The organism is Brucella sp. LJL56 (assembly GCF_054871705.1).
Window position 1 is genome coordinate 412,065 of the sequence record NZ_JBTXLQ010000002.1, and the last position, 13,695, is coordinate 425,759.

Sequence of the window (13,695 nt, forward strand, 5' to 3'; positions counted from 1 at the left end):
ATGAAAGAGCCGACAATTCTATGTAGCGCTAAGCTGATTTTTGCTAGCCATAACGACGTCACATTGCAGTGAATGTGCGATAAAATCAGTAATTTAAAGCGATTTTGACCCAACAGGTGCTCCGTCAGCAAAAGGGAACCGAGTCTCTCACGCCAGATTTCACTCATTCACATTTGCGTAAAACAGGGTTGCGCTTCCCGTAACAGCTTGTTACATTTCGTTACAGTTTCACGAGGCTTCGAACCGGGTGGGGGGCCGCTCCGGTTCAAGGAGGTAGGAAATGAACGATATTACAAGAACCGCCATCATCTATGGGATGATGATCATTTCACTCAACACTGCGCTTGCAGTCGGTCTTCTCGGGCTGGATTTCCTGCATTAAAGCGTGCCCCTAAACAAAATTTTTTGCCCTCCAGGCATATATGAAAAAGAGCGCTTCCATTGGTTTGGAAGCGCTCTTTTCGTTTCGTACAATTACCCAGCGTATTAGAGAAGACCGCGCTATACGCTTGATGGTCAAAGAATTCGACCTTCGCTGGTCGGATCAAAAAAGACTGACTTGTCCAAGTTGAAAGCGAGTCGAGCAGGTTGCCCTGCCGCGATGCGGGCATCTGCTCGCAAGCGCGCCACGACATGCTTGCCGCCCAAACGCGTGACCGCAAACGTATCTGATCCCGCCGGTTCAACAACATCGATCAGGCAATCCCCCTCCACAATCGCTTCAGCATTGCGATCAGCTCCATCGGGATCGGTAAGCGCTTCGGGGCGGATACCGAAAACCACATCCTTGTTGTCATAGGCCGCCAAACCCTTCGGTGCGTTTTTCAACGGCAACTTCAGCACATCGCCCTCACCTCGTCCAAGATTGATGGCGTAACCTGAGCCGTTCTTTTCAACCCCAACGGTCAGCAGGTTCATTGCTGGAGATCCCATGAAATCTGCAACGAACATGTTGGACGGATTGTTATAAATCTCCGCAGGTGTACCAAACTGTTGCAAGATTCCATCCTTCAGAACGGCGATCTTGGTTGCCAGGGTCATTGCCTCGATCTGATCGTGAGTTACGTAGACGATCGTGGTTTTCATCCGGCTGTGCAGCCGTTTAATTTCAGTGCGCATGTCGACACGCAATTTGGCATCGAGATTGGAAAGTGGTTCGTCGAACAGGAAGACCTGCGGATTGCGCACCAAAGCGCGCCCCATGGCCACACGCTGGCGTTGGCCACCGGAAAGCTGGCTCGGCTTGCGATCCAGCAGATGACCAATCTGCAGGATATCAGCAACTTCCTGAATAGACTTGTCACGCTCTGCCTTGGGAACTTTACGAATTTCCATGCCAAAAGCGATATTTCCTGCAACCGTCATATTCGGATAAAGCGCATAGGATTGGAAAACCATTGCAATATCGCGTTGGGACGGATGCAACCCGGAAACAGACTTTCCATTGATGGCGATATCGCCGGACGTGATTGGTTCGAGCCCGGCGATAGTGTTCAACAATGTCGACTTGCCGCAGCCAGACGGGCCAACGAGGACGAGAAAACCACCCTCATCGATCTCGATATTGATATCCTTCAAAACCGGAACGTTGCCATAGGATTTATAGAGGTCGGATATTTTCAGAAAAGACATTTGCAACTTATCCCTTAACGGCACCGGACATTAGGCCACGTACGAAATAGCGACCGGAAACGATGTAGACGATCAGCGTCGGCAGAGCCGCCAAAATAGCGCCTGCGAAATGCACATTGTATTCCTTGACGCCAGTGGAAGACGAAACGAGGTTATTGAGCGCTACGGTCATAGGCGTCGAATGCGCGCCGGAGAACGAAGCACCGAACAGGAAGTCGTTCCAGATATTGGTGAACTGCCAAATCACGGACACAACGATGATCGGTCCTGAAGACGGCAGCAAAATGCGCGAGAATATCTGGAAGAAGCTCGCCCCGTCTATCTGGGCCGCCCGCACCAGTTCTGTCGGAAAAGCCTCATAATAGTTGCGGAAATAGAGCGTCGTGAAACCGATGCCATAGACCACATGTACGAGGATCAGCCCCCAAATCGTACCGGCAATGCCCAAAAAACCAAGAACACGCGCCATCGGAATGAGCACGATCTGGAACGGAATAAAACACGACAACAGCAGCAAGCCGAAAAAGATATTCGATCCGCGGAATTGCCATTTGGTCAATACATAGCCGTTCAATGCGCCGACGATGGTCGAGATAGCAACGGCTGGAACGACCATCAGGATCGAATTGATAAAGAACGGCTTCAGCCCGGTAGGCTGCACTCCGATCTGTGCCGTCGACCACGCGGATAGCCATGGCTCGACTGTCCATTGTTGTGGCAAGTTCAACATACCGCCCTGACGGATTTCATCCAAGGGTTTGAACGAGTTAACCAGCATCACATAAAGCGGCAACAAATAGTAGAAAGCAAAGAGCAACAGCGCCGTGTAGATCAGCACACGCGTCAGTTTTCCGCTATTGATAGCATTGTCTTGCGACTGGGCGCTCATGACCGCGACCCTCCGCGAATTTCAGAGTAAAGATAAGGAATGATGATCGAGAAGATCATCGCCAGCATGACAATCGCTGACGACGCGCCAATACCCATCTGGTTCCGTGTGAACGTGTAGGAGTACATGAAAGTTGCTGGCAGTTCGGTTGCCTGCCCCGGCCCCCCGCCGGTCAGTGCGATAACAAGATCGTATGCCTTGATTGCCAAATGAGCGAGAACCACGAAAGCAGACAGGAATACCGGTCGCATTAGCGGGATGATGATGCGACGATAGATCGTTCCTGTCGAAGCTCCATCGATCTGTGCCGCTTTGATAATCTCGTTGTCGACACCACGCAGCCCCGCAAGAAACATCGCCATCACAAATCCGGATGATTGCCATACGGCAGCAATCACCAGACAGTATATCGCCATGGTATTGCTCTTTATCCAGTTGAAGGAGAAACTCTCCCAACCCCACAGATGCATTGTGTTTTCCAAGCCGATACCAGGATCGAGAAACCACTTCCATGCTGTTCCGGTCACGATGAAAGACAGCGCCATCGGATAGAGATAGATCGGGCGCAGAACGCCCTCACCGCGAATCTTCTGATCAAGAAGAATCGCGAGAAATAGCCCGATAACCGAACAGATAATGATGTAGAGCGACGCAAAAATTGCCAGATTGGTGATTGCCCGCCACCAGTGGGGTAAAGCCCATAGTTTGGTGTAGTTCGCGAGCCCGACGAAGCCGTAGGACGGCAGCATTCGGCTATTGGTTAGCGAGAGAACGCCAGTGTAAATGATGAAACCGTAGACAAACACGAGCACTATCAAAAAGCTCGGCGCTAGAACCAGCTTTGGCACCAGTTCCTGTATTCGGCTGTTACGCTGCATATTTGCGTCACCTTGTTTACGCCGCCCGGCCTTACGCCAATTATCAGGCTAAGCTCCAGACATCTGTTTGACCGGCATTCTGGCGCGTCTGCAAGAAATGCGACCGAATGCACTTAATAAGTTTAATTCCCTGCAATTTCCGATGGAAACATGCAGACCCTCATGAGGCAATTGTGTTTTGATTTCTGGCCGCAGTTGCCAGCACTTTAAAATGCGCATCCACATTCGGGCGCCAAATGCAAATAGCGTCCGGGAAAGACCCGGACGCTATTTTTAACATTACTTCGCAGCCTCAACAGCCGACACTAGTTCCTTGACAGCATCTTCCGAAGAGAGCTGACCGTTGAACTGGCGTGTTACAACGTCATAGATGGCGTTCTTGACAGCCGCCGGGTTGGCGTAACCATGTGCCATGGAGCCCAGCATCGTGCCCTTTTCGCTTGCTTCCTTTTCGTCAGCGATTGCCTTCTTGCCGCAAGCATCGAAGTCGGTATCAGGCACATCGGTACGAGCCGGCGCGGAGCCCTTCACCACATTAAAGGCCGACTGGAAAGTCGGGCTTTCAATCGCCGATGCCATTTCAAGCTGTGCCGGAATCTTGTCTTCCGAAACCTTGAACATGGCGAACATGTCGGAATTGAAGGTGATGGCGCCCTGCGTAGCTGGATAGCGCATGCAGACGAAGTCTTCACCGGGCTTCTTGCCAGCCTTGATAAATTCGCCCTTCGCCCAATCGCCCATGAACTGAAGACCGGCCTTGCCTTCAATAACCATAGCGGAAGCAAGGTTCCAGTCCCGACCGGAGAAGTTGTCATCAACATAAGACCGCAGCTTCGTCATCCGGTCGAAAGCCTGCTTCATCGTATCGCTGCCGAGGGTTTCGGGGTCAAGATCGATGAAAGCCTTCTTGTAGAAGTCCGTACCGAAAGAAAGTACGACAGCATCAAAAATCGTTGCGTCTTGCCACGGCTGGCCTCCATGAGCGACCGGCGTGATGCCTTGTTCCTTGAACTTATCGAGCAAAGCAATCAGTTCATCCCAGTTGGCAGGCTCCTTACCACCTGCCTTGTCGAGCGCTGCCTTGTTGATCCACATCCAGTTGGTGGAGTGAACGTTGACAGGGGCCGCGATCCAGTGACCGTCATACTTGGCAAATTCCTGCAAGGGAGCTGGGATAACTTTTTCCCAGCCTTCTTTGCTTGCGACCTCATCGAGATTGCCAAGAGCACCCTGCTCCGCCCAATCACGAATATCGAAGCCGAGCATCTGCACCGCCGTCGGCGCGTTGCCAGCCGTAACGCGTGCGCGCAGCACCGTCATGGCTTCCGTACCGCCGCCACCGGCAACCGGCATATCGGTCCAAGTGATGCCTTTCTTTTCAAGATCCTTCTTGAGGACGTCGAGCGCGGCGGCTTCACCACCTGCTGTCCACCAGTGCAGAACTTCAACATTCTGCTTATCCTGCGCGTTGGCAACAGGGGCCATTCCGGCGAGTAAAGCACAAGCGGCCGTACCCATCGCAGCGAGCTTCAAAAGTTTATGCATGTCTACCTCCCGTCGAAACAAACGAAACTAAAACTATCGGATACCCAGCCAAGCTTCTGCTTATGCATGGTAATCCGTGTCGTCACTCTCATCCACGCCTCCTCGGCACAGACGCGGAACCGGCTGCAGCACACAGCCCGGCCCTCCTATTCACCGCCGCAATACGATGCGAAAGCTTGCGCTTTCACCTGCGCCCCGGCCATCCCTTACGACGTTGTTCCTGAAATCCTCCATTCCACTCTTACGTCGCTTTTCCCCAATTGACAACGTTGTCTTTTACGAAAGCGAACCACCCACAAGACAAGATGTAGAACACAGGATAGGCTCAAACCCCGCCACGGTGTCAATATCTCTCATAGGATAAAACAAGCGAAATTTAATCGATTAAAACTGTAACCAGAGTTAACATCCTGAAAAGCCATTAGAAATGAGAGCATTACCTCTTTGAAGGAACGCGATCTGCTGCATATCCTGCTCAAGCGATTGCCTGAGATTCTGAAGCCAAACTGAAATATCGGAAGCAGAAATTTCCCTATCCGCACTGGACAAGTTTTAGACAAGGGCATAGTTTCGCGCCGCTCGCATAATAGTGTGCGAGTTTGTTCTCGGGGCGGGGTGAAACTCCCCACCGGCGGTATGAAGTGTAAGCTTCGAGCCCGCGAGCGCCTGCATGGAAGCCGATTCGGCTTCAGTTCAGGGTCAGCAGATCCGGTGAGATGCCGGAGCCGACGGTTAAAGTCCGGATGGAAGAGAGCGATTGAGCGTCAGGATTGTGCCATTCAGGTACTGTCTTTGCGTTCTTTTGTGCGCCCTGATTCTAGTTTCGTGAGGAACCTATGAACCAGAGCTGTCCGAACAAGACGTCATTCAAGATTGCATTCATTCAGGCTCGTTGGCATGCCGATATTGTCGACGAATCCCGCAAGAGCTTTATCGCAGAATTGTCTGCGAAGGCCGATACAAACGTTGAAGTCGATATCTTCGACGTGCCGGGTGCCTATGAAATCCCCCTTCATGCCAAAACCCTCGCAAAGACTGGTCAGTATGCGGCCATCGTCGGTGCGGCCTTCGTGGTGGATGGTGGCATCTATCGGCACGATTTCGTGGCAACCGCTGTTATCAACGGCATGATGCAAGCTAGTCTCGAAACTGAAGTTCCAGTACTCAGCGTCGTCCTGACGCCACATCATTTCCACGAAAGCAAAGAACACCATGGCTTCTTTCATACGCACTTCAAAGTGAAGGGTGAGGAAGCGGCAAACGCGGTATTGCAGATCGTTGGCGAGCGTAGCCGTATTGCGGCCCTCGTATAAGGATGGATTGACCGGCCTCGCAGAAGGCCGGTCATTCTCCCGCTATGCGGTCCCCATGGGCATAAATGTCGAACTCATCTCCCCGTACCAATGCAACAAGCGTCAGATTAGCTTCTTCGGCAGTTCGGATGGCCAGAGCAGTTGGCGCAGAAATAGCCGCCAGAACAAACGTGCCGAACATAACAGCTTTCTGCACCATTTCGACCGAGACGCGACTGGTGATCGCAACGATACCGTCTTGTGGTGAAGTGCCTATACGCGAGACAGCGCCGACAAGTTTATCCAGTGCATTGTGGCGCCCTACATCCTCGCGTACGGCAATAAGCCCCTCGCCCGGCACATAGAAACCTGCGGCGTGAACTGCATGGGTTTGAGCATTCAGCTCCTGCCTTTCCGCAAGAGATTTAACGGCCATCGAAATATCATGAGAGGTGAATTTTCCACCGTCTTGATCCAGTGCCCCAAGTGGCCGCAAGGCGTGATCGATTGAATCTATCCCACAAAGTCCACAACCGACAGGTCCGGCCATAAATCTGCGTCGCGCGGCAAGCCTCTGCTCCGGTCGCTCAGACAGCTTTATCTGCACGTCGATACCTTTCTCAAAGGCTACGACCTCTATCGCTTCTATCTCGGAAATATGGTCCACGATATTCTCGGTAAGCGTGAAGCCAATCGCGAAATCTTCAAGATTGTCAGGGGTAGCCATCATCACGGCTTGTGTTGAACCGTTATAGCTTACCGCCACAGGCACTTCTTCCGGCACCATGCGCGTGCCTTTGTGAAAGCTCGACACACGATGCGCGAGACGTGTAGCACTCTGGCTAACCTTGTGGATCGTCATCTTAATCGCTCGCCTGTCATCGCATCCATTCTCCCGACAGTTTCATGTGGCATGAAAACAACTTTAATGTAAGTTGCCACTGGACAAGCCGTCGCAATTTGAACGGCAAGTGAGGAAAATATGGAAATTCGCCAGGTAGACGACAATTATTCGGTTTCGGGCCAGATCGAGCCCGACGATATACGCGATATTGCGGCGGAGGGATTTCGAACGATTATCTGCAATCGACCAGATGGCGAAGGCGGGGCCGAGCAACCCGAGTTTAGCGAAATTGCACGTGTCGCTGAAAAAGCCGGACTTGCAACTTATTACATCCCGGTTGTCGGCGGACAATTGACGCAAGAAGATGTAGATGCAATGGCAGCAGCGCTCGATGAAGCTGAAGGCCCCATTCTGGGCTACTGCCGGTCAGGTGCCCGATCTACGAATATTTACGGGATCGTGCAGCAGCAAAAGCGCGCATAAAGAACGAGCGCAGGCTATGGGGGCGGTGAAGCCGCAAAGGCATTTCGATGGTCTTTGCAAACATGGTGATCACCGCCCTGAAAGTCGGGTGCGGCCCGAATGTACGCTACGCGATGTATGAGCACAATACTGGCGATAGTAGCTCATACCGGTACGCGTAACCGTTGCAACCACGCCGCCAAAAACGAGAAGCCAGCCAATGGCCTGCGGCCAGTTGAAACTTTCAATCCCTCCGCTGAGCGCTACAATGAAAATACCAGCCCAGAGCAGTGCGGCCGTACGTCGCCAGAAAACCGGATTGAGCTCATCAAACACGGCCTTCCACAATGAGTGAACAAGGCAGGCAAAGAAAAGGGCAGCAGCCAGCCCGATATTGAGCAACTCGACCGGAAGCCATTGTTGCGAAGTCAGCATTGTTTCCATCATCCACTTAACCAAGCTTAAGATCGAAGAAATCCATTACGGGGTTTGTCTCACGATCCGAAATACTGTTACTGTTCGTCCTATTCAGCTTTCGCTTTGTGGCCGCAACGTGTTACAAGCATGGAAAGCTCCTTCGAATAAATTCACTTATTATTGCGATCACGCGAAATATCGTGTTGAAAACGTTGCTCTATTCGTGATGCCCCGGCACCTCGAACATCACGCAACCCCTTCCAAAGACTAGGAAATTTGCAGTTTTCGCTCGTGGACATATTCCTGCAACACAGCATTTGCAGTCGCATAAAATAACAGATTTGTAACAATTTGGCACAGCAAAGAGCCCTCGAAAACACCGAGTTCACGCAGTTATTCACAAGCACAAAGTTTTTTATCTCGCCTTTACTTGCCCGCCACCCTTTTTGCTGGGAGACTTCGAAGAAGTATCCACAGAAGCTGGTGCGTTCGCCGGACGACCGAAGAGGAAACCCTGAACCTGCTCACAACCCTCTTCGATCACCATCCTATGCTGATCAAAGGTTTCTATACCCTCAGCTACGACGGGCAGGTCGAGGCTTCGACCCAATCCAACAATGGCTCGGACAATAGCTCTCGCACTACCATCGGTTTCCATACTGGTAATGAAGCTGCGGTCTATCTTGATCTTGTCGAATGGAAAACTCTGAAGATTGCTAAGCGATGAATAACCGGTGCCAAAATCGTCCATAACGATGCGAACACCCAGCTTCTTCATTCGCCGCAACAGTTCGAGTGTCGTCAATCGATCCTTCATCAAGGCAGATTCCGTTACTTCCAATTCCAGTCTCACTGGATCGAGACCAGTCTCTGCAAGAACCGAACTGACCGTATCCGGCAGATTGACCAGACGGAACTGCACAGGTGACAGATTGACCGCAATAGTCAGATGGTTTTCCCATCCGGCCGCCGTGCGACAAGCTTCACGCAGAACCCACTCGCCCAGCGCCACAATTGTCCCTGTTTCTTCGGCGATAGGGATGAAGACCTCAGGTGGTATCTGGCCGCGTTCTGGGTGGCTCCAGCGAACCAGAGCTTCATAGCCCGTGCAGCTTCCATCGGCAGTCGCGAACAATGGTTGATAGGCAATACCAATCTGCCCACGGACCAACGCATGGCGCAAATCTGCCTCCATCTGGCGACGCTCTCGAATCTCCCGGTCCATTTCCGGTGAATAGAACGCAACCGTACCACGTCCCTCAGTCTTTGCCCGATAAAGCGCAATGTCTGCCGCGTGTCTGATTGCTTCAGCGTCCTTCCCATCGTTCGGATATATCGCAACGCCAATGCTGACGCCGACAGCGGTCGGATCGAGCACTGTATTCAGTTCCGACCGGAAAGTGTCCAGAATTTTGTCGGAGAGTTTCCGCGCACCTTTGGGCTGCGGCACACCTACTTGCAGAATAATGAACTCGTCGCCGCCGATACGTGCAGCCGTGTCTATACCGTTAATAGCTCGCTTCAAGATGCTGGACACGGTTTTCAGTACCCGGTCGCCTTCGGCGTGGCCGAAAATGTCGTTCACAGCCTTAAACCGGTCCAGATCGAGCGCCAGCACGGCGAAAGGCTCGCGACTGCGGCGCGCTACAGCATTCGCAAGACGCTCCTCAAAGAACATGCGGTTGGGTAAACCCGTGAGCGCGTCGTGTCGTGCCATATGTTCGATCTGACGCAGAGCCGCACGCTTCTCGGTAAGATCACGGACGGCCAAAACCTCACACGGACGCCCCTGATACTCGATCGTATGAACCGCAAGTTCAAAGATCCGCTCATCGTTTGGAAACCGGGGCGCAGCTTCAATTGCTTCAACACGTGGAGCGCAAACTGGAAGCCCGTCAGCCGCCAGTAAAAGAGTATCCGGCGCAACACCGACAAGCGCCTTTTCACTGCGCCGCATGAGATCGGAAAACCGAGCATTCATTTCGACTATTCCGCCATCACGGATAACAGCCAGTCCGTCCAATGTGGCGTTTGCAAAGCCTTTCAGGTCCGTCATGTAACGATCTATGAATACAGCAACCGTTGTCGTCAGCGCTACGATGCAGACAACTGCTGCTATGGCTCCGATCACCCACAGACGTCCGATACCGAGTGGATCGGCTGCTGGAAGGGTCGGGTTGGGAACGAGTTCAGTTGACGCAACCGCTGTGAAATGGAGCGTGCAAACAGCCAGTATTCCTCCGACAGTCGGAAGCAAAATGCGCATCCATCCGGAAGCATTCGTCACAAGCCAGAACGCAGCCAGTAGAAGCATAACCGATGTAATACTGCCGACCACAATCGGTGGAAAATTATAGTGGACATCGGCCGCCGCCTTGATCGCGCTCATACCTGTGAAATGCATTGCTGCAATCGATAACGTCGCTGAAATGGCAACGATCAGAGCGTGTTTGAATGTTGCCCCGTTGAAAAGACGCAGGCTTATCCAAAAGCCGAGTACAGCTATCGCGGCCGAAAGAACGGTGCTTGTGACATCAAACTCGATTGCCACAGTACCGCTATAAGCGAGCATGGCCACGAAATGGGTCGCCCATACGCCCAGTCCGCCCGCGAACGCACTGATTGCCAGCCAATTGTCGCGGCGGGTTTCCGTGCATTCCCGCGCGCGGACAAGCAACAGAAAAAAAGCGAACATGCTCGCGAATGAAATGGACGCTGCCAAAACCACAAAAGGCTGATCATGTTGTACTGTGACGCATTCCAGGACTTTAAACATGCCACCCCGCCTTTGTCCGAAGTGTCCTGTTATAAAAATACAACCAGAAGCATCACCCAGACTGTGCTTTGTTCCCGTGCTCAAAGTACCAAGAACTATTTAAGCAATTCTGAATTATGGAATATATCGATCTGCGTTTGTTGATGTTGCAAGAACTGATCACGGGCGCTTTCCAAAGCGCCTTCCCACACGAGCAAGCAATATTACGGGCAAAATTCCGACCACCACAATAGCAAGTGCGGCAATAGACGCTTCCTCGTAAGTCCCACGCGCGGCCTCACCATAAAGATGTGTCGCAAAGGTTTCAACGTTGAGCGGGCGCAGCAAAAGCGTTGCAGGCAGTTCTTTCACACAATCGACGAATACAAGCAGGCCTGCCGCCACGATAGCAGTTTTGGACAACGGCAAGTGAACCGCACAAAATGTCTGCGTCACCCCACGCCCCAATGTGCGCGACGCGTGATCCAGCGACAAGGGTATGCGTTCCAATCCTGAATCGATTCCACCAGCAGAGATGGCAAGAAATCGGACGACATAGGCGTAGATGACGGCCGTGCCAGTTCCGATCAGTACCAACCCTGACGAAAACCCGAAGAAATGTGACGTAACCTGATTGAAGAGGTGATCGAAACCGCCAGCAACTACCAGAATGCCGATTGCGATTACGGTTCCAGGCGCCGCATACCCCATCGTCGACAGGCGATAAGACCAGCGCGAAATCGCGCCCGGAAAAAGCCGGATAGCATAAGCAATCAGCATCCCGCAAACCAGCACCAGAACCGTCGCCACTGAAGCCAGGATGATTGTATTGAAAGCTTCACCGACCAATCGCGGGGACACGCCAGCAAAGCGAACACGCTTTATGGCTTCCGCGACCAGATAGATCGCAGGCAGAACAAATCCAACGATAACTGGCAGCGAGCAGAGACAGAACAACCAAGCGGCCTGCCCTCGCCTAACTTTCAACGGCCCAAAACCACGCGAATGGCGAATATTGGAAGCAAAGCGCTGTTTTCGCCGCGCCCAGCGCTCAATTGAAACAAGCGCAACGACCAGAAACAGGAGAGCGAGTGCCAATTGGGCCGCGCCCGGCAGATCAGAACGCGTTATCCAGGTCGTGTAAATCGATACGGTCAATGTGCGAATGCCCAAAAACTCGGCAGCGCCCACATCATTCAATGTTTCCATCAAGGCCAGGCTGACTCCGACTGCTACAGCAGGCCGTGCAAGAGGTAAGGCAACCCGCCAGAAGATACCCTTGCGGCTAACACCCAGGGTTCTTGCCGCCTCAATGAGGCTGGCGGACTGGGTGAGAAACATAGCTCGCGTCGGGATGTAGACATATGGGTAGAGGACGAAACCCAGAAGAATAATGCATCCTGCCATCGAACGGATATCGGGCAACCGAAACTGGCGCGGACTATCATATCCCAGTACGAAACGGACAGCGCCTTGTACCGGACCAACGGGGTGCAGAATATCAAGATAGGCATAGGCGATAATGTAAGTCGGCACGGCCAATGGCAGCAAAAGTGCCCATTCCAGCACGCCACGCCCACGAAAATCATAAGCCGTCACCAGCCATGCCGTCGATGTTCCAACAACCGCAGCGATAATGCCGACGCCGGTAAGCAGAACTATTGTTTCGAGAAAGGCCGTTGGAAGGTTGGTAGCGAACAGATGCGTCCATAGCCCGGTTGAACCACGCATGGCTTCCAATACCAGAGCGAGGACCGGCAGCAACACCAGAACCGCAACGAAGACCGAGAGCCATAGCCAATTGCGCCCTGCCCTTGCAGGTTGCAAAACTCGTTTCCGCAGGGTTGCAAAAGCTTCCATTGGTCTCTCTATAGTGCAACGCCGGCGCATGAACTGCACCGGCGCTATTCTGCTTAATTCAATCGGCTTTTAGTTGTCGAAACCGACTTTGTCGACCAGTTCGCTCGCCTGCTTGCGGTGACTGACAATTTCGGACAGCGGAACGTTGTCAATCTTAAGTTCGCCGAACGATTCCACGATCGGATCAAGTGGCGCACCCGGCTTGACCGGATATTCGTAATTGGCCTTCGCATAGATCTGTTGCGCCTCATCGGAGACAAGGTATTCAAGCAGCTTGACTGCCTCTTCCTTGTGAGGTGCATGCTTTGCGACAGCAGCGCCGCTGATATTGACCTGCGTGCCGCCATCCTTGAAGGTTGGCAGCAAGACCTTGATGCCTTCGCCCCAGGCCTTCTGTTCGTCACCACCCTTGCCTGAACGCATCAGGCCGACATAATAGGAATTGGCCACCGCGATATCGCAAATACCACCGAGGATATCCTTGGCGCCGTCGCGATCCCCGCCTGCAGCCTTGCGTGCGAGATTGTCCTTGAGGCCCTTGAGCCATTCTTCTGTCTTTTCCGCACCATAATGCGCAATATAATCCGCAAAGAGAGCCGTATTGTAGGGATGCTGGCCTGCACGGATGCAGACTTTACCCTTCCACTTCGGATCGGAGAGGTCTTCATAATTGATCTTGTCGAGTTCCAGATCCTTGGCTGCATAGACAACACGAGCGCGCATGGACAGCGCGAACCAGTTATCCTTCGCATCGCGAAGCTGCTCCGGCACAGCCTCTTTCAATACCCTGGAATCGACAGGCTGGGTAAGGCCCTTGTCGACAAGATCGACTAGATTACCGGCATCCACCGTCATGAGGATATCGGCGGGCGAATTTGTACCTTCAGAGGCCACACGTTCTGCCAGACCATCCTTCAGAAACACCGTATTGACCGTAATTCCAGTGGACGATTTGAAAGCATCGAGCAGAGGCTGAATGAGGCCCGGCTCGCGTGTCGTGTAAATGTTCACTTCATCTGCGTGGGCGACTCCTGCGAACAGCGTTACTGCGACGAGAGCGAGACCGGAACGCGCAAACTTGGACATTTTACCTCCAGATGGACCTGTTTCATTTTGAATTA

The 13,695-nt window shown here is 52.6% G+C and carries 11 protein-coding genes and 1 riboswitch; of the genes, 2 read left to right on the forward strand and 9 right to left on the reverse strand.

Going from position 1 to position 13,695, the window contains the following annotated elements:
* Window positions 1–516: 516 nt before the first annotated feature.
* The 4 genes from ACYSN1_RS10515 to ACYSN1_RS10530 all read right to left on the reverse strand — a co-directional run bounded on the left by ACYSN1_RS10515 (window position 517) and on the right by ACYSN1_RS10530 (window position 4,944).
* Window positions 517–1,632 carry an ABC transporter ATP-binding protein gene (locus ACYSN1_RS10515; RefSeq protein ID WP_461725614.1) on the reverse strand — a complete coding sequence of 372 codons (1,116 nt, stop codon included), beginning with the start codon at window positions 1,630–1,632 and terminating at the stop codon, window positions 517–519.
* Window positions 1,633–1,639: 7 nt separating this feature from the next.
* Window positions 1,640–2,521, reverse strand: coding sequence for a carbohydrate ABC transporter permease (locus tag ACYSN1_RS10520; protein ID WP_461725615.1), 882 nt, complete (start codon window positions 2,519–2,521; stop codon window positions 1,640–1,642).
* Complete coding sequence (locus tag ACYSN1_RS10525) at window positions 2,518–3,399, reverse strand: carbohydrate ABC transporter permease (RefSeq protein WP_461725616.1); 882 nt, start codon at window positions 3,397–3,399, stop codon at window positions 2,518–2,520. The genes ACYSN1_RS10520 and ACYSN1_RS10525 overlap by 4 nt, the downstream gene beginning before the upstream one ends.
* A 279-nt stretch (window positions 3,400–3,678) precedes the next feature.
* Entirely contained in the window at window positions 3,679–4,944 is a 1,266-nt protein-coding gene (locus ACYSN1_RS10530; RefSeq protein ID WP_140019007.1) for an ABC transporter substrate-binding protein, read from the reverse strand.
* A gap of 597 nt (window positions 4,945–5,541) precedes the next feature.
* A riboswitch (FMN riboswitch) is annotated at window positions 5,542–5,703 on the forward strand.
* 77 nt (window positions 5,704–5,780) lie between these two features.
* On the opposite strand from ACYSN1_RS10530, the gene ACYSN1_RS10535 reads away from it, so the two are divergent.
* Window positions 5,781–6,257 (forward strand): 6,7-dimethyl-8-ribityllumazine synthase, encoded by a 477-nt coding sequence (locus tag ACYSN1_RS10535; protein ID WP_461725617.1) that lies wholly within the window; start codon window positions 5,781–5,783, stop codon window positions 6,255–6,257.
* Between the two features lie 31 nt (window positions 6,258–6,288).
* Here ACYSN1_RS10535 and fdhD read toward each other — a convergent pair whose 3' ends face one another.
* Window positions 6,289–7,098, reverse strand: a complete 810-nt coding sequence (fdhD, locus tag ACYSN1_RS10540; RefSeq protein ID WP_461725618.1) for a formate dehydrogenase accessory sulfurtransferase FdhD — start codon at window positions 7,096–7,098, stop codon at window positions 6,289–6,291.
* Window positions 7,099–7,218: 120 nt separating this feature from the next.
* On the opposite strand from fdhD, the gene ACYSN1_RS10545 reads away from it, so the two are divergent.
* Window positions 7,219–7,563, forward strand: coding sequence for a protein tyrosine phosphatase family protein (locus tag ACYSN1_RS10545; protein ID WP_140019004.1), 345 nt, complete (start codon window positions 7,219–7,221; stop codon window positions 7,561–7,563).
* A gap of 69 nt (window positions 7,564–7,632) precedes the next feature.
* Here ACYSN1_RS10545 and ACYSN1_RS10550 read toward each other — a convergent pair whose 3' ends face one another.
* From ACYSN1_RS10550 to ACYSN1_RS10565, 4 genes are all read right to left on the reverse strand, one after another.
* Window positions 7,633–7,977, reverse strand: coding sequence for a hypothetical protein (locus ACYSN1_RS10550; protein WP_461725619.1), 345 nt, complete (start codon window positions 7,975–7,977; stop codon window positions 7,633–7,635).
* A gap of 397 nt (window positions 7,978–8,374) precedes the next feature.
* Entirely contained in the window at window positions 8,375–10,735 is a 2,361-nt protein-coding gene (locus ACYSN1_RS10555) for a bifunctional diguanylate cyclase/phosphodiesterase (RefSeq protein ID WP_461725620.1), read from the reverse strand.
* A 159-nt stretch (window positions 10,736–10,894) separates the two neighbouring features.
* A complete protein-coding gene (locus tag ACYSN1_RS10560) occupies window positions 10,895–12,574 on the reverse strand; it encodes an ABC transporter permease (RefSeq protein WP_461725621.1) in 1,680 nt (559 codons plus the stop codon).
* Window positions 12,575–12,643: 69 nt separating this feature from the next.
* Window positions 12,644–13,660 carry a Fe(3+) ABC transporter substrate-binding protein gene (locus ACYSN1_RS10565; protein ID WP_461725622.1) on the reverse strand — a complete coding sequence of 339 codons (1,017 nt, stop codon included), beginning with the start codon at window positions 13,658–13,660 and terminating at the stop codon, window positions 12,644–12,646.
* Window positions 13,661–13,695: the final 35 nt, after the last annotated feature.